20 protein-coding genes are annotated in these 22386 nt (G+C 74.2%); 13 read left to right on the top strand and 7 right to left on the bottom strand.

Annotated features, from left to right (window positions below; all coding sequences use genetic code 11):
- Nucleotides 1–491: 491 nt before the first annotated feature.
- Nucleotides 492–1286 (bottom strand): NAD(P)H-dependent oxidoreductase, encoded by a 795-nt coding sequence (locus ACIQTO_RS12705; protein ID WP_402386800.1) that lies wholly within the window; start codon nt 1284–1286, stop codon nt 492–494.
- Between the two features lie 90 nt (nt 1287–1376).
- Between ACIQTO_RS12705 and ACIQTO_RS12700 the strand changes: the two genes are divergently transcribed.
- Entirely contained in the window at nt 1377–2384 is a 1008-nt protein-coding gene (locus tag ACIQTO_RS12700) for a helix-turn-helix transcriptional regulator (protein WP_402386980.1), read from the top strand.
- A gap of 21 nt (nt 2385–2405) precedes the next feature.
- Here the strand turns inward: ACIQTO_RS12700 and ACIQTO_RS12695 are convergent, their stop codons facing one another.
- Nucleotides 2406–3212, bottom strand: a complete 807-nt coding sequence (locus ACIQTO_RS12695; RefSeq protein WP_402386978.1) for a methyltransferase domain-containing protein — start codon at nt 3210–3212, stop codon at nt 2406–2408.
- Between the two features lie 623 nt (nt 3213–3835).
- Between ACIQTO_RS12695 and ACIQTO_RS12690 the strand changes: the two genes are divergently transcribed.
- Nucleotides 3836–4369: a SigE family RNA polymerase sigma factor gene (locus ACIQTO_RS12690; protein ID WP_402386797.1), complete on the top strand. Its 534-nt coding sequence runs from the start codon at nt 3836–3838 to the stop codon at nt 4367–4369.
- Complete coding sequence (locus ACIQTO_RS12685; protein ID WP_402386795.1) at nt 4366–5322, top strand: hypothetical protein; 957 nt, start codon at nt 4366–4368, stop codon at nt 5320–5322. Before ACIQTO_RS12690 ends, ACIQTO_RS12685 begins: the two co-directional genes overlap by 4 nt.
- 90 nt (nt 5323–5412) lie before the next feature.
- Here the strand turns inward: ACIQTO_RS12685 and ACIQTO_RS12680 are convergent, their stop codons facing one another.
- Entirely contained in the window at nt 5413–6975 is a 1563-nt protein-coding gene (locus ACIQTO_RS12680) for a carboxyl transferase domain-containing protein (RefSeq protein ID WP_402386792.1), read from the bottom strand.
- A gap of 175 nt (nt 6976–7150) precedes the next feature.
- Between ACIQTO_RS12680 and ACIQTO_RS12675 the strand changes: the two genes are divergently transcribed.
- Nucleotides 7151–7546: a hypothetical protein gene (locus ACIQTO_RS12675; protein ID WP_402386789.1), complete on the top strand. Its 396-nt coding sequence runs from the start codon at nt 7151–7153 to the stop codon at nt 7544–7546.
- Nucleotides 7547–7576: 30 nt separating this feature from the next.
- Here ACIQTO_RS12675 and ACIQTO_RS12670 read toward each other — a convergent pair whose 3' ends face one another.
- The gene (locus ACIQTO_RS12670) at nt 7577–8362 is read right to left on the bottom strand and encodes a sirohydrochlorin chelatase (RefSeq protein ID WP_402386786.1); all 786 of its coding nucleotides are present in this window, start codon (nt 8360–8362) and stop codon (nt 7577–7579) included.
- Nucleotides 8363–8466: 104 nt separating this feature from the next.
- A complete protein-coding gene (locus ACIQTO_RS12665) occupies nt 8467–9615 on the bottom strand; it encodes a uroporphyrinogen-III synthase (protein ID WP_402386783.1) in 1149 nt (382 codons plus the stop codon).
- 346 nt (nt 9616–9961) lie between these two features.
- Between ACIQTO_RS12665 and nirB the strand changes: the two genes are divergently transcribed.
- The 6 genes from nirB (at nt 9962) to ACIQTO_RS12635 (ending at nt 16351) form a co-directional block, all read left to right on the top strand.
- Nucleotides 9962–12556 (top strand): nitrite reductase large subunit NirB, encoded by a 2595-nt coding sequence (nirB, locus tag ACIQTO_RS12660; protein WP_402386780.1) that lies wholly within the window; start codon nt 9962–9964, stop codon nt 12554–12556.
- Nucleotides 12553–12969 carry a nitrite reductase small subunit NirD gene (gene nirD, locus ACIQTO_RS12655; RefSeq protein WP_402386778.1) on the top strand — a complete coding sequence of 139 codons (417 nt, stop codon included), beginning with the start codon at nt 12553–12555 and terminating at the stop codon, nt 12967–12969. The genes nirB and nirD overlap by 4 nt, the downstream gene beginning before the upstream one ends.
- A complete protein-coding gene (locus tag ACIQTO_RS12650) occupies nt 12966–14324 on the top strand; it encodes a nitrate/nitrite transporter (protein WP_402386775.1) in 1359 nt (452 codons plus the stop codon). Before nirD ends, ACIQTO_RS12650 begins: the two co-directional genes overlap by 4 nt.
- A 170-nt stretch (nt 14325–14494) precedes the next feature.
- Nucleotides 14495–15166, top strand: coding sequence for a TetR/AcrR family transcriptional regulator (locus tag ACIQTO_RS12645; RefSeq protein WP_402386773.1), 672 nt, complete (start codon nt 14495–14497; stop codon nt 15164–15166).
- Between the two features lie 190 nt (nt 15167–15356).
- A complete protein-coding gene (locus ACIQTO_RS12640) occupies nt 15357–15956 on the top strand; it encodes a universal stress protein (protein ID WP_402386769.1) in 600 nt (199 codons plus the stop codon).
- Nucleotides 15953–16351 (top strand): hypothetical protein, encoded by a 399-nt coding sequence (locus tag ACIQTO_RS12635; protein WP_402386766.1) that lies wholly within the window; start codon nt 15953–15955, stop codon nt 16349–16351. Before ACIQTO_RS12640 ends, ACIQTO_RS12635 begins: the two co-directional genes overlap by 4 nt.
- Nucleotides 16352–16491: 140 nt before the next feature.
- Here ACIQTO_RS12635 and ACIQTO_RS12630 read toward each other — a convergent pair whose 3' ends face one another.
- Nucleotides 16492–17253 carry an alpha/beta hydrolase gene (locus ACIQTO_RS12630; RefSeq protein ID WP_402386763.1) on the bottom strand — a complete coding sequence of 254 codons (762 nt, stop codon included), beginning with the start codon at nt 17251–17253 and terminating at the stop codon, nt 16492–16494.
- Nucleotides 17254–17765: 512 nt separating this feature from the next.
- Complete coding sequence (locus tag ACIQTO_RS12625; protein WP_402386760.1) at nt 17766–18830, bottom strand: IclR family transcriptional regulator; 1065 nt, start codon at nt 18828–18830, stop codon at nt 17766–17768.
- 321 nt (nt 18831–19151) lie between these two features.
- Here ACIQTO_RS12625 and ACIQTO_RS12620 point away from each other — a divergent pair, with 321 nt between their 5' ends.
- Genes ACIQTO_RS12620 through ACIQTO_RS12610 form a run of 3 tightly spaced genes read left to right on the top strand, consistent with a single transcriptional unit; the run spans nt 19152 to nt 22336 of the window.
- On the top strand, nt 19152–20465 hold the full coding sequence (locus ACIQTO_RS12620) for an extracellular solute-binding protein (RefSeq protein WP_402386757.1): 1314 nt from the start codon (nt 19152–19154) through the stop codon (nt 20463–20465).
- Nucleotides 20466–20510: 45 nt separating this feature from the next.
- Nucleotides 20511–21491: a carbohydrate ABC transporter permease gene (locus tag ACIQTO_RS12615; protein WP_402386754.1), complete on the top strand. Its 981-nt coding sequence runs from the start codon at nt 20511–20513 to the stop codon at nt 21489–21491.
- On the top strand, nt 21488–22336 hold the full coding sequence (locus ACIQTO_RS12610) for a carbohydrate ABC transporter permease (RefSeq protein ID WP_402386752.1): 849 nt from the start codon (nt 21488–21490) through the stop codon (nt 22334–22336). The genes ACIQTO_RS12615 and ACIQTO_RS12610 overlap by 4 nt, the downstream gene beginning before the upstream one ends.
- Nucleotides 22337–22386 lie beyond the last annotated feature (50 nt).

The raw sequence follows: 22386 nt of genomic DNA, 5'->3' as shown, positions 1-22386 counted from the left end.
ACCGTTGGCCGGACAGGGGCCGAAACGGTCGCGGGGCGTGACTCGGCAGTAAGCCGCTTCCGGCGGGACAGGTGCCGGAGCGGCTGACGACTGAGCCATTGTTGCCAGACCGGATCGGCCGTCGCCAAGACCCCCTGGCTACGATCCACCGTCGTAGCACGGGGTGGTGCCGTGGATTCGAAGGGCCTGCCACGGCTGCTTCCGGTGTCCCCGCCTACCTGGGCTCATGCCCGGGGTGGGTGGCCGGGCGGTCCGGTCACCCGGGACCACTACCGCCCGTCGTGGTGGCCATCCGCGTGTGAGCGCACTCACCGGCGGCCCTTCGGAGTCCGTCACGGACCGCTCGGCGGGCAGCACTACGGGTACAGACGATCTGAGAGCGGCGCCACACCGCGGGCGTCGAGTCGGCCGACCCCGTCGGTCCGGCCCATCCGCTCGTCCGCTCAGCTGGTCGTCCGCTCGTCGGATCAGCCGCTCAGCCGTTCCTCCGCTCAGTCGCGCGGGCGGACGTGGAGGCCCAGGCCGCTCGTCCCCGGCGCCTCGACGTCCGGCAGCAGCCGCATGTCATGCCCGTAGTCGCCGCCGACGAGTGACCGGAACGGGACCGGCTCGTCCGTGAAGAGCCCGTCCAGGCGCCGGCCGTACGCGTGCTTGGCGGCCACGAACCGCTCCTCGGACAGGGCGTTCGCGTCGTACACCGCGAACGGATCCAGCGGTGCCATGCCGGTGAACCAGAACAGACCGTGCTGGACCGGGTACAGGAGGTCCGCGAGCCGTCCGTGGATGCCCCGGTCGAGCAGCGAGGTCTCCCGGGCACCCGCCGTCACCGACACCAGGGCGCGCCGGCCTGCCAGAACGCCCTCGCTGTAGGGGGGAGGAACGGCCGGGCCGTAGCCGAACCCGGCCGTGAAGACCCGGTCGATCCAGCCCTTCAGGATGGCGGGCGCCGAGAACCACCAGAGCGGGAACTGCAGGATCACCGCGTCCGACCAGAGCACCTTCTCCTGCTCCGCCGCGATGTCCGGGGACAGCAACCCCGCCAGCGTGGCCCGCTCCGAGTCGGCCATCACCCGGAGCCGCTCCTCCGGCGCCTGCCCGGGAAAGTCGTCGGCGTCCAACGCGGCCTTCCACTTCATCGCGTAGAGGTCGGACTCCCGCACCTCGTGCCCTGCCTCGCGCAGGTGGTCGACCGCGAAGGTGCTGAGCGCGGCGTTGAGGGAGCGGGCCTCCGGGTGGGCGCTGACGACAAGGATCTTCTTCGGCTGCTGCGGCGTGGCTTCGGTCATGTCGTACACGTTCTCCCGGGCGCCGCCGGGCAGCCAGAACCCTGGTCGACCGGAGGACCGGTGGTCCTGGTACTGCGAGGGCCACCCATACTGGACGGCATGAACGGGGTGGACCGGATGACGCGCACGGACGGTACGGAGAACGGCGGCGGGGCGGGCCCGGGGGGCACCGCCGGGGGAGCGGGCGGGGCGGTCGACGGGGTCGGCGACACCCGGCGCGCGCTCGGCGGGTTCCTGCGGGCCCGCCGGGGCCGCGTCGCGCCGGAGGACGTCGGCATCGCCGGTGGCCGCCACCGGCGGGTCCGCGGGCTGCGCCGGGAGGAGCTGGCCCAGCTCGCCGGGATCAGCGTCGACTACTACGTCCGCCTCGAACAGGGCCGGGCCACCCAGCCGTCCCCCGAGGTGCTCGACGCGCTCGCCCGGGCGCTCGGCCTCGACGCCGCCGAACGCCGCCACCTCGCCACCCTGGCCGGAGCCCGGCGCGGCACCGCACCCGAGGCGCGGGTCAGCCCGCAGCTGCGGCGGCTCCTGGACGCCGTCACCGACTTCCCCGCCTTTGCGACGACCCACCGCCTCGACGTGGTGGCCTGGAACGCCCTGGGTGCCGAACTGATGGGCGGGCTCGGCGTGCCCGGCCGCCGGGACGCGAACAACGCCAGGTACCTGTTCTGCGACCCCGCCTCCCGGGACGTCCACCCCGAGTGGGAGAACCGGGCCCGGGAGGCCGTGGGCCAGCTGCGGGTCTCCGCCGGGACTTACCCCGACGACACGGAGCTGGCCGCGCTCATCACCGAACTCTCCGCACGCAGCGCGGACTTCCGGCGGATCTGGGCCACCGGCGAGATCGTGGTGTGCGGCGCGGGACGCAAACAGCTGCGGCACCCGGTGACGGGGCTGATCACCCTGGACTACGAGACGCTGCACGTGGCGGCCGCCCCGGCCGAGACGGGCCTGGTCGTGCACGTGTTCAGCGCGGCGCCGGAGAGCCCGGAGGCAGCCGCGCTGGCCCGGCTGGCCGCGGCCTCGACCGCCGCGACTGGAGCGCCGCCGGAGGCGCGGCCGGACGCCGTGGAGCAGTACGCCGGCACGACGTCGTGAGCCGCGGCCACAGCCGAGGGCTCAGTGCGCGGTGACCCAATAGGCCGGGAGCGGGCGGTTGCCGTGCGGTGCGGCGACGGCCCGCAGGGCGTCGGTCTGGCTGAGGACGAGTTGCCGTACCGGTTCGGACAACGTGGCCAACCGTTCTCCTCCGGTGATCAGGTCGAGGCAGGCGGTGATCTCCCAGTCCGCGTCCTGGAGTCCGTCGGTGTCGACCGGTCCGTTGCCGTCGGCTGTCCAGCCCGTCTCGGGCAGGAGCCGCAGCAGTGCCTCGCGGGAGAAGGGCGTGCGGACGTTGCCCTCGCCGTGCGAGCCCGCGGCCTCGATCTGACCTTGGATCAATACGGAGAGGAGGTGCGCCAGTTGGTCGCCGGAGGAGGGCGTCAGGTCCCACTCGGCGAACCACAACCGCCGCGCCCAGGGCCGCACCCGGGCCAGCGTGTCACGCAGCTGTCCGAGTGAGGCGAAGTACCAGGCGCAGTGGGCGAGCACGATGTGGTCGAAGGCGTCGGAGGAGAAATCGACCGATGGGTCGCGGACATCCGTGCCCAAGTGAAATTCAATGCGCGGCCCGAGCGGGCTCGCCGCGAGCCGGGCCGCCGATGCCCCGAGCGTGACGGGCGCTCCATAGGTCGGATCGGCGACATCGACGGCCACCACGCGTCCCTCGGGTCCGACGGCTCCCGCGAGGACGGCGGTCATGTCGCCCTGCCCGCAGCCCAGTTCGAGGACGGTGGATCCGGGCCGGATGTCCCAGCTGCTCGCGACCGAGGCGCGGTGGCGCGTCTGTATCAGCTGGGCGTCCGGGCTGTGGTCGGCAGCGGCCATGGCCTTCACGAGCAACGGAATCCTGGCGTGGAGATCGACGTGCTTCACACGATCCTCAGTGGTAGTGGGCGAACCGGTGAGGACGAGGGTACGAGACACCCCTCGGCGGCGCCTGCGATTTCTCACCCGCGTCCCGCACACGACAACAGCGGATCCCTGTCACCGTCCGCGAGGAGGAGGTTCTGTCGTGATTCGTGCCCCTGAGGTGGCGGATGACCAGCGAGAATCTCGATCTGATGGGGAGTGGGGATGGCATCCGACGTTGCTGCGGCGGCCGCGGAGCTCACCGCCATGGTCGCGGCAGATCACCCGGCGGATCACGCGCGCGCCTGATCCGTCGGACAGACCCCAGGGACCGCGGTGTCCGCGCCCGTTCGACGATCGCCGCCCCGGTCGGGCCGGCCGGCGACGGCGGTTCTCCGCCTCCGTCTCCCGGGGGAAGCCCGAGTACCCCGCCCGGTGCCCGTGCCGGTGTCGCCCCGTTCGACCGTCGCCTGCGCGACGGCACCCCGGTCCGTGTCGCCCGTCCGGCGCAGGAGGGGTGCGGGCCGCCGGGGGGTCGAGTTCGCCGCGGAGGAAGCGGTTTCGGTCGCGCCTGGGCTCAGGAGGGTGAGGAGGTGCTCATGGGAGAAACGAAGATCGACCGGGACGAGGAGTTCCAGGCGTTCATCGTCGGGGCCTGGCCGCGACTGCTGCGCACGGCGTACCTGTTGGCCGGGGAGCAGTACGCGGCCGAGGACCTGGTGCAGTCCGCGGCGGAGAAGGCCTGCGCGGCCTGGGGGAAGGTACGCCGGGCCGATGATCCGTACGCCTATGTGCGGCGGATCCTGGTGAACCAGCACGCTCGCAGGTTCCGCCGCCGGCTGCCGGAGCTGCTGGTCAACGCCGTACCGGAGACGGCCGGGGAGGAGGACGGCTTCGCGCGGTCCGACCAGCGCTCGGCGTTGATGGCCGCGCTCGCCACCCTGCCGCCGCGTCAGCGCGAGGCCGTCGTGCTGCGCCACTGGGAGGACCTGAGCGACAGCCAGGCCGCCACGGCGATGGGCTGCTCGGTGGGAGCGGTGCGAAGCCAGGCGGCGAAGGGGATAGCGCGGCTGCGCGAGGTCTCGATGCTGAAGGAACTCAAGGGCATGACACACGTCGGAGGTGCGGTATGAGCGGGCACGGCAACGACCGGACGGGCGCCACGGGTGCGGCGGACGACGGCGACACGGCGGTGTGGGTCGGGCTCGGGCTGGCGGAGGCCGCGGCCGGGGCGACGATCGGGGCGGTGCCGGTGCCGGAGATCATGGCGGGCGGTCGCCGGCTGCGGCGTCGGCGGCGGACCCTGCTGGGGGCGGTCGCCCTCGGGTCGGTGGTGGTGCTGGCCGGCGGCACGATGGCGGGGCTGAACGGGGCCACCGCGGGCGGCACGTCGGTGGGGGCGATCGCCCCGGCCGGCTCCGGGACCGGCGGTGGGACCGGTGGCGGGCCGTCGCCCGACACGTCCGCCACGGCCTCGCCGTCCGCGGCGGCGCGGGACCCCTTCACCCCGACCCGGACGGTGCTCGCCCAGGGCACCGCCGACGGCAAGGAGTGGAAGCTGTGGATCGCGCTGTGGCCGCTCGCCCCGAAGGAGCAGGCGTTCCAGCAGGCCCAGGCCGTCTGGCAGGAGCGGCAGGCGGCCGACCCGGCGCTCACCGCGCCGACGGAGGCGTTCGTCCAGCAGTACTGGCAGCCCCACGACGACGTCACGAACACGTACTTCACGGTGGACGGCGTGCGTCTCGGTCATGACTCCGAGGGCAGTGTCCCGGCGCCGTCCGCGCCCGCGACGCCCGTCGACACGGTGGGCACGCTCAGCGGGGGTCTGGTCGGCCACTGGGGCAAGGGCGACACCGTGGCCCCGCTCGACGTGGTGGCGGCGGCCATCGATCCCAACGTCGGCCGGGTGTCGGTGACCTGGACGGACGGTACGACGTACGAACCGCCGCAGATCACCGTGGGGGACTCCCCGATCCGCTGGATCGCGGTGGCCCGGCCGGAGGGCAAGACGGCGAAGTCGTGGGAGGTCTTCGACCGCACCGGCCAGAAGATGCGGGGCGGTGACTCGATCGACTTCCTGAAGTGACGCCGGATGGCCGGGGCCGGGTGACCAGGGCCGGGTGACCAGGGCCGGGTGACCGGGGCCTCGGCAGGCTGACCGGCGCGCCGGGCCCGGCTACCCGCCCCCCGGACCGGCGAGCGCGTCGCCCAGGCGGCGGTGGCGTCGGGCCCGGGCGGTGAGCCGCTCGGCCTCCGGTACGGCGGCGAGTGTGCCGAGCGCCGCGCCGATCGCCCGTCCGAGCCGGTCGCAGAACGCGGCCGGCTCGTCGGCGGCGTCCGGCAGCTCCGGCACCACGGCGTCGACCAGGCCGACCGCCCTCAGGTCCTCGGCGCCGATGCCCTGGGAACGGGCGAGTTCGGCGGCGTGCGTGCCGTCCCGGTGGACGATCGCGGAGGCGCCCTCGGGCGGCAGCGGCGCCAGCCAGGCGTGCCCGGCGGCGAGCACCCGGTCGGCGGGCAGCAGGGCGAGGGCGCCGCCGCCCGAGCCCTGGCCGAGCAGTACCGCCAGCATCGGTGTGCGCAGGGCGAGCAGCGTGGTCAGGCAGTGCGCGATCTCGACGGCGACGCCGTCCAGTTCGGCCGCCGCGGACAGTTCGGCGCCGGCGGTGTCGACGACGGTGACCAGTGGCAGCCCGAGCTGCTCGGCCAGCCGGGCGCTGCGGCGTACCGCCCGCAGGTCGGCGGCGGTGAACGGCCGCTCGTGGCCGCGACCCTGCCGCTGCTGCCCGACGACCAGGGCGGGTTGCCCCCGCAGCACGGCGAGGGCCCGTACCAGGGCGCCGTCCCGGCCGCCGGGCGCGTCCAGCAGCACCAGCTCCTCGGCGGTCCGGCGCAGCAGTTCGCGCGTCCCCGGGCGGTCGGGGCGGCGGGTGCGCCGGACCGAGTCCCAGGCGTCCGGCCGTTCGGCGGGCGTGGGCGCGGGCTCCGGCCCGGTCCCGGCCACGACGCCGGCCGGCGTCCCGGGGCCGGACGCGGCAGCCGGTGTGGTGGGCGGTCCGGCCGGGGCCAGCACGGCCAGCGACCGCCGTAGCACCTCCCGGAGCCCCTCCGGAGCCACCACGGCGTCCACCAGGCCGCGTTCGGCCAGCGTTTCGGCGAGCTGCACGTCGGCGGGCAGCTCCACGCCCCGCAACTCCTCGTACACCCGCGGCCCGAGGAACCCGAGCCGGGCGCGCGGCTCGGCGAACACCAGCTGCCCCAGCGTCCCCCAGGACGCGAACACGCCGCCCATGGTGGGGTTGCGCAGATAGGTGAGGTACGGGAGCCCGGCCGCGCGGTGCGCCTGGACGGCGGCGGTGATGCGCAGCATGCAGAGGAAGGCCGCCGACCCCTCCTGCATCCGCGTCCCGCCCGAGACGGGCAGGGCGACGAGGGGCAGGCGCCCGGCCGTCGCCCGCTCCACGGCCCGGGTGATCCGCTCGGCCGTGGCCACGCCGATCGACCCGCCGAGGAAGCCGAACTCGGACGCGACCAGGGCCGTCTCCCGCCCGGCGATCAGCCCGACGCCGGTGATCACCGCCTCGTCCACCCCGCTGCGTTCGCGGGCCCGGGTCAGCGCGGCCCGGTAGCCGGGGTCCGAGGGCTGCGGTCCGAGGGGCTCGTCCCAGCTCCGGAAGGTGCCCGGATCCACCAGGAGACCGAGGAGTTGACGTGCCGTCAGCGCACTTCCGGTTCCCAACGCCCACCCCGTCGCCCGAGCCGCCCACACCGACAAGATCCACCCTACGCAGCGGCCGCCCACCCGTCCCGGACCGACGTGCGGATGTGACCGGGTCGACAGCCCCGGGGCGGGGGAACCCGGGGCCGGGGAAACTCCGTCGCGGTCCGGACCGGCCGTCGGCATGATGGCGGCCATGGACACCGAAGCGCTCGCCGGCACCTGGCGCCGGCTCATCACCGACCGGGCCAAGTCCTGGGTGCTGTTCGAGCACGGCACCTGCGTCGTGCTGGTGGCCCCGGCCGGCTCCGACGACCTCGCCGGGCGGGCCCGCACCCTGCTCGCCGACGCCGGCCCGGTCCATCCGGGCTCCTCCGCCGGGGACTTCGGCGTGATCGACCTCGGGGACACGGCGGGCTGGGTGGTCACCGGGGACCACCCCGACGTCCTCACCTACGTCGGGCCCGCGGAGCCGGCCGAGCGGTCGGAACTCGTGGTCGGGCTGTTCGGGCGCGGCAAGCGCCATCGGGACGGCACCGACCTGCGCGTCGTCCACGTCGAGGACCGGCGCGACGCGGCCGGACCGGGCTGAGCGGCCGCCGCGCGGACACCCGCCGCCGCCTCAGCGCGGGGCGGCGGCCTCCTCCCGCCGGTGGGGAGCGCGGCGGTCCGCGGCGACGGGGCCGGTGGGGCAGGCCCGGTCGTAGCGGTCGGCGACCAGGCGGGCGAGCGCGTCGTGCGGGCCGAGCGGGGCGCTGCTCCACCGGGCGGCGGTGCCGGCCGCCCGGTCGGCGAAGAAGCCGGGGCCGAGCAGGTAGGTGGCGACGGCGACCCGGCGGTGGCCGGCCGCGTGCAGGGCCTCGACCGCCTCGCGCGGGGTCGGCCGGGCCGCCGAGAGGTAGGCGGGGACGACCGGCCGGCCGTCGCCGAGCCGGCGGCCGAGCAGCCGGGCCGCGCGCACGGTGTCCGCCACGGCCGCCGGGTCGGAGGAGCCGGCCGCGGCGAGCACCACCGGGCCCGCGCCCGGGGGCCGGCCGCTCTCGGCGAGCCGGTCCGCGAGGGCGGCGGCCAGCAACGGGCTCGGGCCGAGCGCGGGGGCGAGGCGGACGTGCGGACGTGCGGCGGCGGCCAGGGCACCGGGGATGTCCACCCGCAGGTGGTAGCCGGAGCCGAGCAGCAGCGGCACGAGGGCTGCGGGCTCGCCCGTGGACAGGGTGCCCAGCGCCTCGGGGAGGGACGGCGCGGCGAGGTCCAGGAAGCAGCAGCGGACGTCGAGTTCGGGCCGCAGCGCGCGTACGCGGGTCAGTAGTGCCCTGGTCGTGGCGGTCCCGGCCGGGTTCCGGCTGCCGTGCGCGACGGCCAGCAGTACGGGGCGGCCGGCGGGCCCCGGCGCGCGGCCTGTCAGCACCCGCGGTTCCCCCGGGCGGGCGCCGTCGCGCGTCCGGTCCCGCGCGTTCCCGGGGCCGTCCGCGCCGCTCAGGGCCTGCGCACCCCCCGGGGCGTCCGGGCGCATCAGCCCGCCGCCAGCCGGTAGCCGCGCTTCGGGACGGTGCGGATCAGCCCACCGTGCGGTCCGAGCGCGGCCCGCAGCCGGCCGACCGCCGCCTCGACCGCGTGCTCGTCCGCCGCCGAGCCCACCCAGACGGTGCGCAGCAGGTCGGCCCGGCTGAGGACCCGGCCCGGTTGCTCGGCGAGCGCCCGCAGGACGGCGGCGCCGCGCGGGCTCAGCCAGTGGCTCTCGCCGTCGACCAGCACGGCGTTGCCCTGGAGGGTCAGCAGCCTTCCGGCGAGCGTGAGTTCGCGCCGGTCCCGGCCGGGCAGTGTCTCCCCGAGAAAGCGGACCAGCGCGCCCAGCCGACCGCGTTCGGGGAACACCACGGGCAGGCCGAGCTCGGCGAACGGCCGGGCGCAGAGCGCGCCGACGCAGACCGGCAGCACGTCGCCGCGCAGGGCGTCCAGCAGCGGCTCCCGCAGGCCCTCGGCGGTGGCGGTCTCCACGAAGGCGGTGACCGCCGGGGCGCTGGTGAAGGTGAGCGCGTGGATCTGCCGCCGGACGGTCTGCTCGACCAGCCGGCGTACCGGAGCCGGGTCGTCCGGCGCCGCCCAGCGGTAGACCGGGACGGAGATCACCTCGGCGCCGCGCTCGCGCAGCGCCGCCGAGAAGGCGTCGAGCCGCACGCCGTGCTCCTGGACGGCGACCCGACGGCCGGCCAGCGGGCGCGCGAGCAGCCAGGTGAGCAACTCGTCGGTGGCCTCGGAGCGGGGGGAGAACTCCTCGTCGAGCCCGCTCGCCCGGACGGCGCCGGTCGCCTTCGGGCCGCGGCTGAGCACGAGCGCGTCCCGGCAGGCGTCGGCCAGCGCGGCGCCCCGGCCCCACCCCTCGGCGGCGCTCATCCACCCGCGCCAGCCGACACCGGTGGTGGCGACCACGTAGTCCAGCGGGGCGGCCAGGCAGCGCTCGGTGGCCCGGCGCAGCGCGAGGTCGTCGGCCAGCGGGGTGATCCGCAGCACGGGGGCCTCGACCACCTGGGCGCCCCGGCGGGTGAGCAGGGCGACCAGTTCGTCACGGCGGCGGGCCGCGGTCACCCCGATCGTGAAGCCGGTGAGTGGGCCGGGGGGCGCGCCGGGGCGCGGGCCGCTGGGGGTGGGGGTGGTTGCCATGGGCGAAAGGGTCCGTTCTCCGCGTTACGGCGGGGTTGCCCGCCGGTCACCCGGGCGTAAGCGAAACCGGCCCGGCGGTTACGGCTGATGTCCTGCCGCGCACCCCGCACCCGGGGCGGCGTGAGCGAGGCGTACCGCGCGCGCAACACGGGGGACCCGGTGGCGAAACGACCACCGGTCAGATTCGTGGCCAGGACGACGGTGCGCGACAACCCGCTCGGCGGAGACCCGCCGCACCGGCCGCGGCCCGAACGGCTACCGCACCGTGACCCGCACCTTCGCCACCCGGCTCACGCCACCCGCACCTTCGCCACCCGCACCCCCGTACGACCCGAGGAGCATCGCGATGACGTCGCACCCGCCCGCCCGACGACGGGACCTCGTCCTGGTCGGCCACGGCATGGTTGGCCAGCGCTTCCTGGAGGCCTGGACCGAGCAGCCCGGCGCCGAGCACTGGCGGGTCACCGTCCTCGCCGAGGAGCCGCGCCCCGCCTACGACCGCGTCCACCTCAGCTCGTTGTTCGAGGGCCGGACACCCGAGGACCTCACGCTCTGCCCGCCCGGCTTCCTTGCCGAGCACGGCATCGACCTGCGCCTCGGCGACCCGGTCGGCACCATCGACCGGGCCGCCCGCACGGTCACCACCCGGGCCGGGCGGCAGGTGCGCTACGACGCCCTGGTGCTGGCCACCGGCTCCGTTCCCTTCGTTCCTCCCGTCCCCGGGCGCGACGCCGCCGGCTGCCACGTCTACCGGACCATCGAGGACCTGGACGCGATCCGCGCCGACGCCGGCCGGTCGGCGGTCGGGGTGGTGGTCGGCGGTGGCCTGCTCGGCCTGGAGGCGGCCGGCGCGCTGCGGGCGACCGGCCTGACCACCCACGTGGTCGAGTTCGCGCCCCGGCTGATGGCCGTCCAGGTCGACGAGGGCGGCGGGGCGCTGCTCCGCCGCAAGATCGAGGATCTCGGCGTGACCGTGCACACCAGCGCGGCCGCGAACGCCGTCGAGACCGGGCCCGAGGGCCGGGTGCGGGCGCTGACCCTCTCCGACGGCCGCGAACTCCCCGCCGACCTGGTGGTGTTCTCCGCCGGCATCCGCCCGAGCGACCGGCTCGCCCGCGACTGCGGCCTGCCGGTCGGGGCCCGCGGCGGCATCGTGGTCGACGAGCGCTGCCGCACCGCCGACCCGGCCGTGCTGGCCATCGGTGAGTGCGCCGAGGCGGCCGACGGCCGGGTCTACGGCCTGGTCGCCCCCGGGTACCAGATGGCCGAGACCGCGGCCCGCGAACTGGCCGGGCGCCCCGGTGACGGCTTCGCGGGCGCGGACACCTCCACCAAGCTCAAGCTGCTCGGCGTGGACGTGGCGAGTTTCGGCGATCCGCACGGCGTCGCGGAGGGCGCCGTCGACGTGCTGTACAGCGACAGCCGGCTCGGCGTCTACCGCAAGCTGGTGATCGGCGCCGACGGCGCGCTGCTGGGTGGAGTCCTGGTCGGTGACACCGATGCCTACGGCGCCCTGCGCCCGCTCGCGGTGGCCGGCCGGCCGCTGACCGTCCCGCCCGAACACCTGGTGCTCCCCGCCGGGTCCGCGGCCGCCGGGCCGATCGCGCTCCCCGACGAGGCGGTGCTCTGCTCCTGCCACAACGTCACTCAGGGCACCGTGCGCGCCGCCGTCCACGAGCGGGGCTGCGAGAGCGTCGCCGCCGTCAAGAAGTGCACCCGGGCCGGCACCGGCTGCGGCAGCTGCCTCAAGCAGCTCACCACCGTCGTCACCGAGGAGCTGGCGGCGACCGGCGTCGCCACCCGGACCGGCCTCTGCGAGCACTTCACGCAGACCCGCGCCGAGCTGTACGAGATCGTCCGGGTCACCGGCACCACCGGCTTCTCCGAACTCCTCGACCGGCACGGGCGGGGCGAGGGCTGCGAGGTGTGCAAGCCGGTCGTCGCCTCCATCCTGGCCAGTCTCGGCGGCAGCCACATCCTGGACGGCGAGCAGGCCGCGCTGCAGGACTCCAACGACCACTTCCTCGCCAACCTCCAGCGCAACGGCTCCTACTCGGTGGTGCCGCGCGTGCCCGGTGGCGAGATCACCCCCGAGGGCCTGATCACGATCGGTGAGATCGCCCGCGACTACGGCCTCTACACCAAGATCACCGGCGGCCAGCGGATCGACCTCCTCGGTGCGAGCGTGGACCAACTCCCGGGCATCTGGGCCCGGTTGGTGGACGCCGGCTTCGAGTCCGGACACGCCTACGGCAAGGCGCTGCGCACCGTGAAGTCCTGCGTCGGCGAGACCTGGTGCCGCTACGGCGTGCAGGACTCCGTCGCCCTCGCGATCGAGCTGGAACTGCGCTACCGGGGTCTGCGCTCCCCGCACAAGCTCAAGTCGGCGGTGTCCGGCTGCGCGCGCGAGTGCGCCGAGGCGCAGAGCAAGGACTTCGGGGTGATCGCCACCTCGGCCGGCTGGAACCTCTACGTCGGCGGGAACGGCGGCATGACGCCACGTCATGCCGACCTGCTGGCCACCGATCTGGACCGCGAGACGCTGATCCGCACCATCGACCGCTACCTGATGTTCTACATCCGCACCGCCGACCGCCTGGAGCGCACCTCGGTCTGGCTGGACCGCCTGGAGGGCGGTCTGGACCACCTGCGCGCGGTGGTCCTCGACGACTCGCTCGGCATCGCCGCCGAACTCGACGAACTGATGCTCCGTCATGTCGACGGCTACCAGGACGAATGGGCGGCCACCCTGGCCGACCCCGACCGGCTGCGGCGCTTCGCCTCCTTCGTCAACGCCCCCGGCACGGCGGACCCGGCCGTCACCTTCGTCCCCGAGCGCGGCCAGATCCGGCCCGCCCGCCCCGGCGAGGACGGCCGCGTCCTCACCACCCCCGTCCCGGTCCTGGTGGCCGGGCCCCGACTGGAGGTGCTCACCCCGTGACCGTGGAGATCCACGACGGCGGCCGCTGGCGACCCGTCTGCACCCTCGACGACCTGCAACCCGGGCGCGGCGTCGCCGTACTGCTCGACGGCGCGCAGGTGGCCGTCTTCCGGGACCGCGCCGGCGCCCTGCACGCCGTCGACAACCGGGACCCGTTCAGCGGCGCCCAGGTGCTCTCCCGCGGTCTGCTCGGCAGCCGCGGCGACCGGCCCACCCTGGCGTCCCCGATGTACAAGCAGGTCTTCGACCTGACCGACGGACGCTGCCTCGACGAGGAGACCGCCCCCGACGGCACCCCGGCCGTGCTCAGGCTCTGGCCGGTCCGCAGCACGCCGAAGCCGGCCGGCGACACGGCCGCGCGTGCCGCCGGGCCCGCCACCACGCCTGCCACCGCGAAGGAGGACACGGCATGAGCGCCGTCATCGAGACCGAACCCCCAGGCGGCAGAGCCGCGCCGGCCGCGCTCACCGGTTGGGACCCGGAGGACACCGCGTTCTGGGAGCGGACCGGCGCCCGGATCGCCCGGCGCAACCTGGTGTTCTCGGTGCTCTCCGAACACATCGGCTTCTCGGTCTGGAGCCTCTGGTCGGTGCTGGTGCTCTTCCTCGGTCCCGAGTACCACATCGACACGGCCGGCAAGTTCACCCTGACCGCCCTGCCGACCGCGCTCGGCGCTGCGCTACGCCTGCCGTACACCTTCGCGGTGGCCCGGTTCGGCGGCCGGAACTGGACGGTGGCCGGCGCGCTGCTGCTGCTCGTGCCCACCGCGCTCGCGGCCCTGGTGCTGACCCCGGGCGTCCACTACGGCACGCTGCTCGCGGTCGCCTGCGTCGCCGGGGTCGGCGGCGGCAACTTCGCCTCCTCGATGGCCAACATCAACGCCTTCTACCCGCACCGCCTCAAGGGCTGGGCGCTCGGGATCAACGCCGGCGGCGGCAACCTGGGCGTCCCGGCGGTGCAACTGCTCGGCCTGCTGGTGCTCGCGACCGCGGGCGCGGCCCACCCCCGGCTGCTGCCGCTGCTCTACCTGCCGCTGATCGTGCTGGCCGCGGCCGGCGCCTGGTGGCGGATGGACAACCTCGCCGCCCCGCCGCGCGGTGAGGGCCGCGCCCTGCGCGAGGTGGCCCGCGACCCGTACGGCTGGGCGGTCTCCACCCTGTACATCGGCACCTTCGGCTCGTTCATCGGCTTCGGCTTCGCCTTCGGCCAGGTCCTCCAGGTGCAGTTCCACGACCGCTTCGACACCCCGGTCAAGGCCGCCGCGCTGACCTTCCTCGGGCCGCTGCTGGGCTCGCTGCTGCGGCCGGTCGGCGGGCGGCTGGCCGACCGCTGGGGCGGTGCGCGGGTCACCCTGGCCACCTTCGTGGCGATGGGCGCCGGGACGACGGTCGTGCTGGCCGCCTCCCGGGCCGGCTCGCTGCCGCTCTTCCTGGCCGGCTTCATCGTGCTCTTCGTCCTGAGCGGCATCGGCAACGGCTCGACCTACAAGATGATCCCGGCGCACTACCGGGACCGGGCCCGCGCGGAGGTCGCGGCGGGCGCCGATCCGCACACCGCCGAGGCCGACTCGCGCCGCCGGTCGGCCGCGCTGATCGGACTGGCCGGTGCGGTGGGGGCGTTCGGCGGGGTGCTGGTCAATCTGGCCTTCCGGCAGTCCTTCCTCACCACCCACAACGGCGATGTGGCGTATCTGGCCTTTCTCACGGCCTATCTGTGCTGCTCGGCGCTGACCTGGGCGGTCTGGCTGCGCGGGGCACGCGCGCACTGACCGGTGACCGCCCCCGGCTCCGGACGCGGACCCTCGCCCCCGGGCTCCGGACCCCCGCCCCCAGCTCCGGACGCGGGCGGCGCCCGGAGCCGGACAGGGCCGGCCGGGGCAGGGGACGAACCGGCCCGAACCGGTCCGGTCCGGGGTACGCCGGTTGCTAGGGTCCTCCCATGGCATCGAGCAGTGCGAGCCCCCCCGGCCGGTTGCGCCGCGACGCGCAGCGCAACCGTGACCTGCTGCTGGCCGCCGCCCGCGACCTCTTCTCCCGGCACGGTCTGGACGTCCCGCTGGACCAGATCGCCAAGGAGGCCGGGGTCGGCAACGCGACGCTGTACCGGCACTTCCCGACCCGCGAGGCGCTGGTCGGCGAGGTCTTCGCCGACGCCGCCGCGCTGATCGGGGACGCGGCGCAGGAGGCCCTGGCCGCCGAGGACGCCTGGGTCGCGATCGAGCGCTACTTCGAGCGGATCTTCGAGCTGGTCGCCGCCGACCGGGGGATCAACGACCTGGTCACCCAGGCCATCCCCGCCACACCCGCGATGATCGGGATCAGCCGGCAGAACGCGGCGACGGTCGGCACGCTGGTGGCCCGGGCACAGGAGCAGGGCACCATGCGCCCCGACGTCGTCACCATGGACCTGCTCTTCATGCTCGGTCCGCTCTGCCGGGCCCTGCCCGCCACCACCGAGCTGCGCCCCGACCTCTGGCGCCGCTACCTCGCCCTGCTGCTCGACGGTTTCCGCACCCGGGCCACCCACCCGCTGCCGGTCCCGCCGATCGGTGAGGAGCACCTGGACAAGATGTTCGCCGACCTCTGGGAGGCGGACGGTCCGGGCGCCTGACCCGAGGCGCCCGAAGGCCCCGGTGTTCCGGACGCCGCACGCACCGTCGGGGCCGACGCGACCGTCAGGACCGCGTACGGATCCCCCCGCCGCGCGTCAGAGCTCCGTCAACGAACCGCTCCTTCCCCGGCCGCCCGGCTTTGCTGAATCCGACAACGCATCAGCACCAGCCGGAAGGACGGGGAGCGCCATGGCGGACAACGGCGCCGGTCACCACGAGCACGGACCGACGGACGAAGCGGGCGACGGACAGGGGGCCGAGCCGTTCGGCGCGCCGAACGGGAGCGGCCGCGTCGTGGTCGGGGTCAGCGGCTCACTGGGCAGCCTCGCCGCCCTGCACCGGGCCGTCGCCGAGGCCCGCCGCACCGATGCCGAGGTCCTCGCGGTGCTCTGCTGGACGCCGGCCGGCGGCGAGTTCGGCTACCGCCGATCCCCCTGCCCGCCGCTGCTCACCGCCTGCCGGGACGCGGCCACCGCCCGGTTGCGGCAGGCCCTGGACGAGGCCTTCGGCGGCGGCCGGGCCGGTGTCCGGCTGCGTTGCCAGGCTGTCCGGGGCGAGACCGGCCAGGCACTGGTCCGCTCCGCCGACCGCGCCGACGACCTGCTCGTCCTCGGCGCCGGCAGCCGGGGAGCACTCGCCCGCGCGCTGCGCCCGTCGGTGACGTCGTACTGCGTGCGGCACGCCGGCTGTCCCGTCCTGGCGGTGCCGAAGCCACCGCTCCAGCGCGAACTCGAAGCCCTCGAACGCCACCACCACGTCCGCGTGCGGCCGCTCACCGTCGGGAGGTGACCGTGATGGTGCCGACCCGCCCCGACCACCTGCCGCCGGCCATGTCCGCGGCGGTCGCCCTGCTCGCCTCCGGCGCGCTGCTCCCCGCGCTCGCCGTCCTCGGCGAACTGCGGCCCGGCTGGGTTCCCCTGGCCGCCTACGCCGCCCTGTGCGCGGCCCTCGGCCGGTACTCCCGTCCGGTCGCCGCACCGCTGATCGCCTTCGCGGCCTGGCTCTTCCACAACGGCTTCGTCGACCATCGCCACGGCGTCCTCGGCTGGTCCGGCCTCTCCACCGAGGCGGCCCGGTTCCTGGTCCTCGCCGTCCCCGCCCTGCTCCTCGCCCTCCCCGGCAGCCTCCCGCGCCCCGCTCTGTCGGCCCCGCGTGACCGTGGCCGCCGACACCGGACAGCCTGAGCCCGAGGCCGGGTCGCGGCGTCCGCCGCCCCGTCGCTCGACTTCCCTGTGACCTGCTTCCCGGTGACGTGCTTCCCCGCGAGACCCCGCGAGGCCCGGCGGGAGCCGTGTCGGCCCGGGCGGGTGGCCGGTCCGGTGGGTCAGCCGGTGGGCAGGACCGCGGCCGGGGTCGGCACGCCGATCCCGGCCGCCTCCGCCAGTACCCGGGCGCTCAGGCGGCCGGCCCGTACCGCGTGCTCCGCGCGGGCGGGGCGGCAGCGTTCGACGGCCGGGTCGTACTCGGCCAGCACCACGCCGGCGTGGTCGCTCGCCGGCTCCAGCAGGCGGACCGGTGAGCCCTGCTGCTCCAGGGCGGTGTGCAGCTCCCGCGTCGCCCGGGCCGGTACCAGGTCGTCGGCGGTGCCGTGCACCAGCCAGACCGGGACGGGGGAGCGGTGCTCGGCGAGGTACGGCAACGGCGCGGCGCCCGTGGTGACGGCGGGTCGGGTGTAGCTGGAGGCGATGCCGACGGCCGCCGACGGCCGGACGTCCTCGGGGGTGTCCGGATGGGTGGCCAGTGCGACGGCCTCGCGCCCGCCCAGCGACCAGCCGGCCAGCACGAACCGGGCCGGATCGCCGCCCAGCGCGGGAGCCTCCCGGCGGGCGTACGCGAAGGACGACAACAGGCGTGCCCGGCCGCCGTCCTCCTGGTCCGAGCGCCAGTCGGGGACGAGCACCAGCAGGCCCAGCCCGGCCGCCTCCTGGGCGAGCGGTCGCAGGACGTCCCGTTCCTCCGGGCCCCGCCCGTGCCAGAGCAGGACGACGGGCGCCGGTCCGTCGGCGCCCGCCGGGCGGTGGATGTCCATCAGATGGCCGGGGGCGTACTCGACGGCCTCGGGCGCGGTGGGGTGCGGACCGGTCATCCGGGATTCTCCTCGGGTTCGGGAAGGTGTCTCCGAGCTGGTACTGTACTTCCTGTCGCGAGGGAGATGATCTCTCGTCAGGCGTCAGTGGTGCTACCGGAGCACGTCCTACTTTCAGTAGGGAGAGTCCGTTCGACCCGGGCCTGGCGCTCCAATGCGGACGAGGTCCGGTGCCTTTTCAGGTGCCGGGCCTCTTCTGCTTTTCCGGCGCCGGCCGCCGGGGCGGACCGGTTCGGCGCAGGGCTTCTGACCTGCTACTGTTTCTCCTGTCGCGAGGGAGATGATTCCTCGTCAGGCGTCAGTGGTGCTACCGGAGCACGTCCTACTTTCAGTAGGGAGAGTCCGTTCGACCCGGGCCTGGCGCTCCAATCCGAATGAGGTCCGGTGCCTTTCCAGGTGCCGGACCTCATTCGTTTCCCGGGTGCCGGTGGAGCCGGAGCACGGGAATCGGTTCGGCCCCGAATTCCCGAGCCGAGACCGCCCCGGTTCAAATCGCCCCGGCCGAATCCGCCTCAGCCGGTCTGGCGGTCGGAACCGAGCTCGCGGGAGATCCGCAGGCCGACCTGGGCGACCACCGGGCCGAGCGAGCGGACGCGCGCGGCGGTCATCCGGGAGGTGAGGCCGGAGACCGAGAGGGCGGCGGTCACCTCGCCGGTGTGGTCGAAGATCGGGGCGGCGACACAGCGGACCTCCGGCTCGTTCTCCCGGTCGTCGATCGAGTAGCCGCGGGCGCGGATCCGGGCGAGGTCGGCCCGCAGGTGCGTCTCGTCGGAGATGGTCCAGGCGGTGACCGGACGCAGTCCGGCGGCGACCACCTCGGTGACGGCCTCGTCCGGCAGCCAGGCGAGGATCGCCTTTCCGGTCGCGGTGCAGTAGGCGGGCGCCCGGCTGCCGACCCGGGAGGCCATCCGGACGTTGGTCTCGTCCTCGACCTTGTCGAGGTAGACGATGCCGGGGGCCTGCCAGACGGTCAGGTGGACGGTCTCGCCGGCCTCGCGCTGCAGGCGCCGCAGGTGTTCGGCGGCGACGCTGCGCAGGTCCAGGGTGGACAGGTAGGCCTGGCCGAGGCGCAGTGAGCCGTGGCCGAGGCGGAACCAGCCGGTCTCCCGGTCGCGGTCGAGCAGGTGCTCGTCGAGCAGCGGGCCGGTCAGCCGCAGCACCGTGCTCTTGTTGAGGCCGAGTGCCTCGGAGAGTTGGGCGAGCGGTACGCCGCGTCCGTTGCCGTGGTCGCGGACGTGGCCGAGGACGGCCAGCGCGCGGCGCAGCGAGGACGACTGGTTGCGGTCGGAGCCGCCCGCCTTCTTCGCGGCCGCGGCCGCCGCGGTCGTCGTGGCCGGCGCGGTCCTCGCCGGCGTCGCGTCGTCCTTCGGTGCCGTCCGGTCGTCCTTCGGCGGAGTCCCGTCGTCCTTCGGCGGTGTCCGGTCGTCGCTCCCGGAACCGGTGGGCTCTGCTTCCGCCCCGCCCCGCCCCGCCTCCGGACCGGCCGGCCGGGTCTCCGGTGCGACCGGGCCGGCCGATGCCCGGGGCTCCGATCCGGTCCCCGACCAGGCCTGCGACCCGGTCCCCGTCTCCGTCATCGGTCCGTTCCCCTCTCGCTCCGCCGCAGGGCTGCGGCGGTGGTCAGACCGTACCCCCTCGCACCACGTTCACCGATTCTTCGATACAGCGTTGTGCAGTGCAAAACTTCCCGAACGGCCTCTTGTTGCCCGCGAGCGCCCCCGCCTAACGTCCCTGGCATCGAGCAGGCGACGCGGCCCACCCGAGCGGTCGCTCTGCCGTACCCCCACATCAACGCGTTCACGCACCCACCATCGGCCCCGGTCAGGGCCTGCTTCGACGTGCCCGTCCCCAGCGGCGCACGTCCGGGCGGCAACTGTCGGGAGGGGAGGTCTCCACCCATGCGACTCATCAGACGGACTGCCGCGGCCACCGTCCTCGCCGCCACCTGTCTCGCGGCTGCCGCCTGTTCGCCCGGCACCGCGCTGCCGGCCGGCGACAAGGCCGCTGACGACAGGACGGGCACGCTGCAGGTCTGGCTGTACAACGAGGCCGGCAACGCGGCGAAGGAGGCGGTGATCGGTAAGGCCGTCACCGAGTTCCAGGCCTCCCACCAGGGCGTCACCGTCAACATCAGCTACATCGACACCGACGCCTCGGCCCGCGCCGCCAAGATGAAGGGTGCGTTCAACGACCCGAACAGCGCCCCGGACCTGGTCGAGTTCGGCAACACCGACCTCCCCGGCTACGTCGCCGCCGGCGGCCTCGCCGAGATCGGCGCCGACCTCGACCAGTGGAAGGACAAGGGCGACCTCGACCCGGCGATCGCCAAGACCGCGGTGCTGGACGGCAAGACCTACGGCCTGCCCTGGTGGGTCGGCGTGCGCGCGCTGTACTACCGCACGGACCTGTTCACCGAGGCCGGGCTGAGCGCGCCGACGTCGTACGCCGAGCTGGTCGCCGCCAACCAGAAGATCCACGCCGCGCACCCGGACACCTTCGGCATCGCGGTCGGCGGCAAGTACACCTTCGGTGCGCTGCCCTTCGTCTGGGACGCCGGCGGCGACATCGCCACCAAGGACGGCTCCGCGTTCAAGGCCGCGATCAACTCGCCCGCCGCGCAGGCCGGCATCAAGCGCTACACGGACCTCTTCGGAGCCGACGGCTGCCCGGCCCAGCAGTGCGCCGACCTCACCGGCGGCAAGACGGTCGACCTCTTCGCCGCGGGCAAGTCCGCGATGGCGATCCTGCCCAACTCCAGCCGCAGCAAGGTCGACGCGGGCGCGGTCAACGGCAAGTACGGTGTCGTCCCGCTGCCCGGCGAGAAGGCCGGGTCGATCGCCCCGGCCTTCGGCGGCGGCAACAACCTCGGCGTGATGAAGGCGGCCAAGCACCGCACCCTCGCGGTCGAGTTCGCCGAGCTGCTGGCGAGCCCCACGTACCAGGAGCAGATGTACGACGCGATGGGCAACCTGCCGACCCTCAAGTCGGTCAACGCCAAGGTCGCGGCGAAGGACGCCTTCCTGAAGCCGTTCACCGACACCATCGCGGCCGGCACCAAGTTCGTTCCGCTGGACCAGGCGTGGGCGCAGATCGACGCGCAGGCCGTCATCCCGACCATGCTCCAGCAGATCGTCACCGGAAAGGCGGACGTGGCCAAGGCCTCCGGCGACGCCGCCACGCAGATCACCTCGGCCTTCGCGGCCGGCCACTGATCGCAGGACCCGAGAGAGCAGGCCCCGAGAGAGCAGGTCCCGTACGTGTCCGCACCCACCACGACTGCCCCGGCGGCGCCGACTTCCCCGAGCGGGCGTCGCCGGGGTACCGGCCCGGCCGCGCCCCCGCGCGGCCGGCGCCGCCGCCCACCGCTGCTGCTGCTCCTGCCGGCCGCGATCATCATGATCCCGCTGGTGGCCTACCCGATCTACCAGCTCGGACTGTTGTCGGTGCTGGACTTCGGGCAGGCCCAGGCCTCCGGGGGAGTGCCGACCAGCTTCGTCGGCTTCGGCAACTACGAGAAGATCCTGAGTGACGGCCAGTTCTGGTCGGTGCTCACGCAGACGATCGGCTTCGCCGCCTTCTGCGTGGTCGCCACCCTGGTGGTCGGCGCCACCCTCGCGGTGCTGCTGACCAGGGTCGGCCGGGTGGCCCGGTTGGTGCTGACCACCGCCGCGATGGCGGCCTGGGCGGCGCCGGCGATGACCGGGTCGACGGTGTGGAGCTTCCTGTTCGACACCAACCTGGGTCTGGTCAACAAGACCCTGGTCAACCTGGGTCTGAGCGGCTTCCACGAGTACAACTGGTTCTACGACAAGTGGACGGCGTTCCTCATCGTCGGTGCCGTGGTGGTCTGGCACTCCTTCCCGTTCGTCATGGTGACGCTCTACGCGGGCATCCGGGCGATTCCCGAGGAGATCCTGGAGGCCGCCGCGCTGGACGGCGCCAACACCTGGGCCACCTTCCGCCGGATCACCGCCCCGATGCTCCGGCCGATCCTGACCATCGTGGTGATCCAGTCGGTCATCTGGGACTTCAAGGTCTTCACCCAGATCTATGTGATGACCGAGGGCGGCGGCATCGCCGGGCAGAACCTCGTGCTCAACGTGTACGCGTACCAGAAGGCGTTCGCCTCCTCCCAGTACGGACTCGGCGCGGCCATCGGCGTGATCATGCTGCTAATCCTGGTGATCCCGACGGTCCTCTACATCCGCACCCTGCGACGGACGGGGAATGAACTGTGAACGCCCGTAGCCGTTGGCGGCTCGCCGCCAACACCACCGCGATCCTGGTGGCCGTCGTCACCGCCTTCCCGATCTTCTGGATGGTGCTGTCGGCCTTCAAGCCCAAGGGCGAGGTGCAGTCGCTGGACCCCAAGCCGTGGACCACCCACCCCACGCTGGAGAGCTTCCGGCAGGTGCTGAGCGTCGACGGGTTCGGCCGCTACTTCCTCAACAGTCTGGTCATCGCCCTGTCGGTGGTGGTGCTGTCGGCGCTGGTGGTCTTCCTGGCGGCGGTGGCGGTGACCCGGTTCCGCTTCCGGTTCCGCACCACCGTCATGGTGATGTTCCTGATCGCCCAGATGATCCCGGTCGAGGCGCTGACCATCCCGCTGTTCTTCATGTTCCGCGACGCCGGCCGGGTCGCGCCGGGCATCGGCCTCAACACCCTGGCCTCGCTCATCCTGGTGCAGTTGGCGTTCTCCCTGCCGTTCGGCATCTGGATGATGCGCGGCTTCGTGGCCGCCGTCCCGGTCTCCATCGAGGAGGCCGCCCAGATCGACGGGGCGAGCCGGACCCGCATCCTGTGGCGGATCCTGCTGCCGCTGGTGGCCCCCGGCCTGGCCGCGACCAGCGTGTTCTCCTTCATCGCGGCGTGGAACGACTTCGTCTTCGCCAAGACCTTCATCATCAGCGCCACCGACAACCAGACCCTCCCCTCGGCGCTGCTGGTCTTCTTCAAGCCGGACGAGAACGACTGGGGCGGCATCATGGCGGCGTCCACGCTGATGACCGTGCCGGTACTGATCTTCTTCATCGCGGTGCAGCGCAAGCTGGTCTCCGGACTGGCGGGCGCCGTGAAGGACTGAGTCCGAGAGGAAGGGGACGAGGCGGGCGCAGCGTCCCGGTCATGGAGGTG

Source organism: Kitasatospora sp. NPDC091207, assembly GCF_044768625.1.
In the GTDB taxonomy this organism is placed as follows: domain Bacteria; phylum Actinomycetota; class Actinomycetes; order Streptomycetales; family Streptomycetaceae; genus Kitasatospora.
The sequence above is the reverse complement of the archived record's forward strand: the minus strand, read 5'-3'. Positions and strand labels throughout refer to the sequence as shown.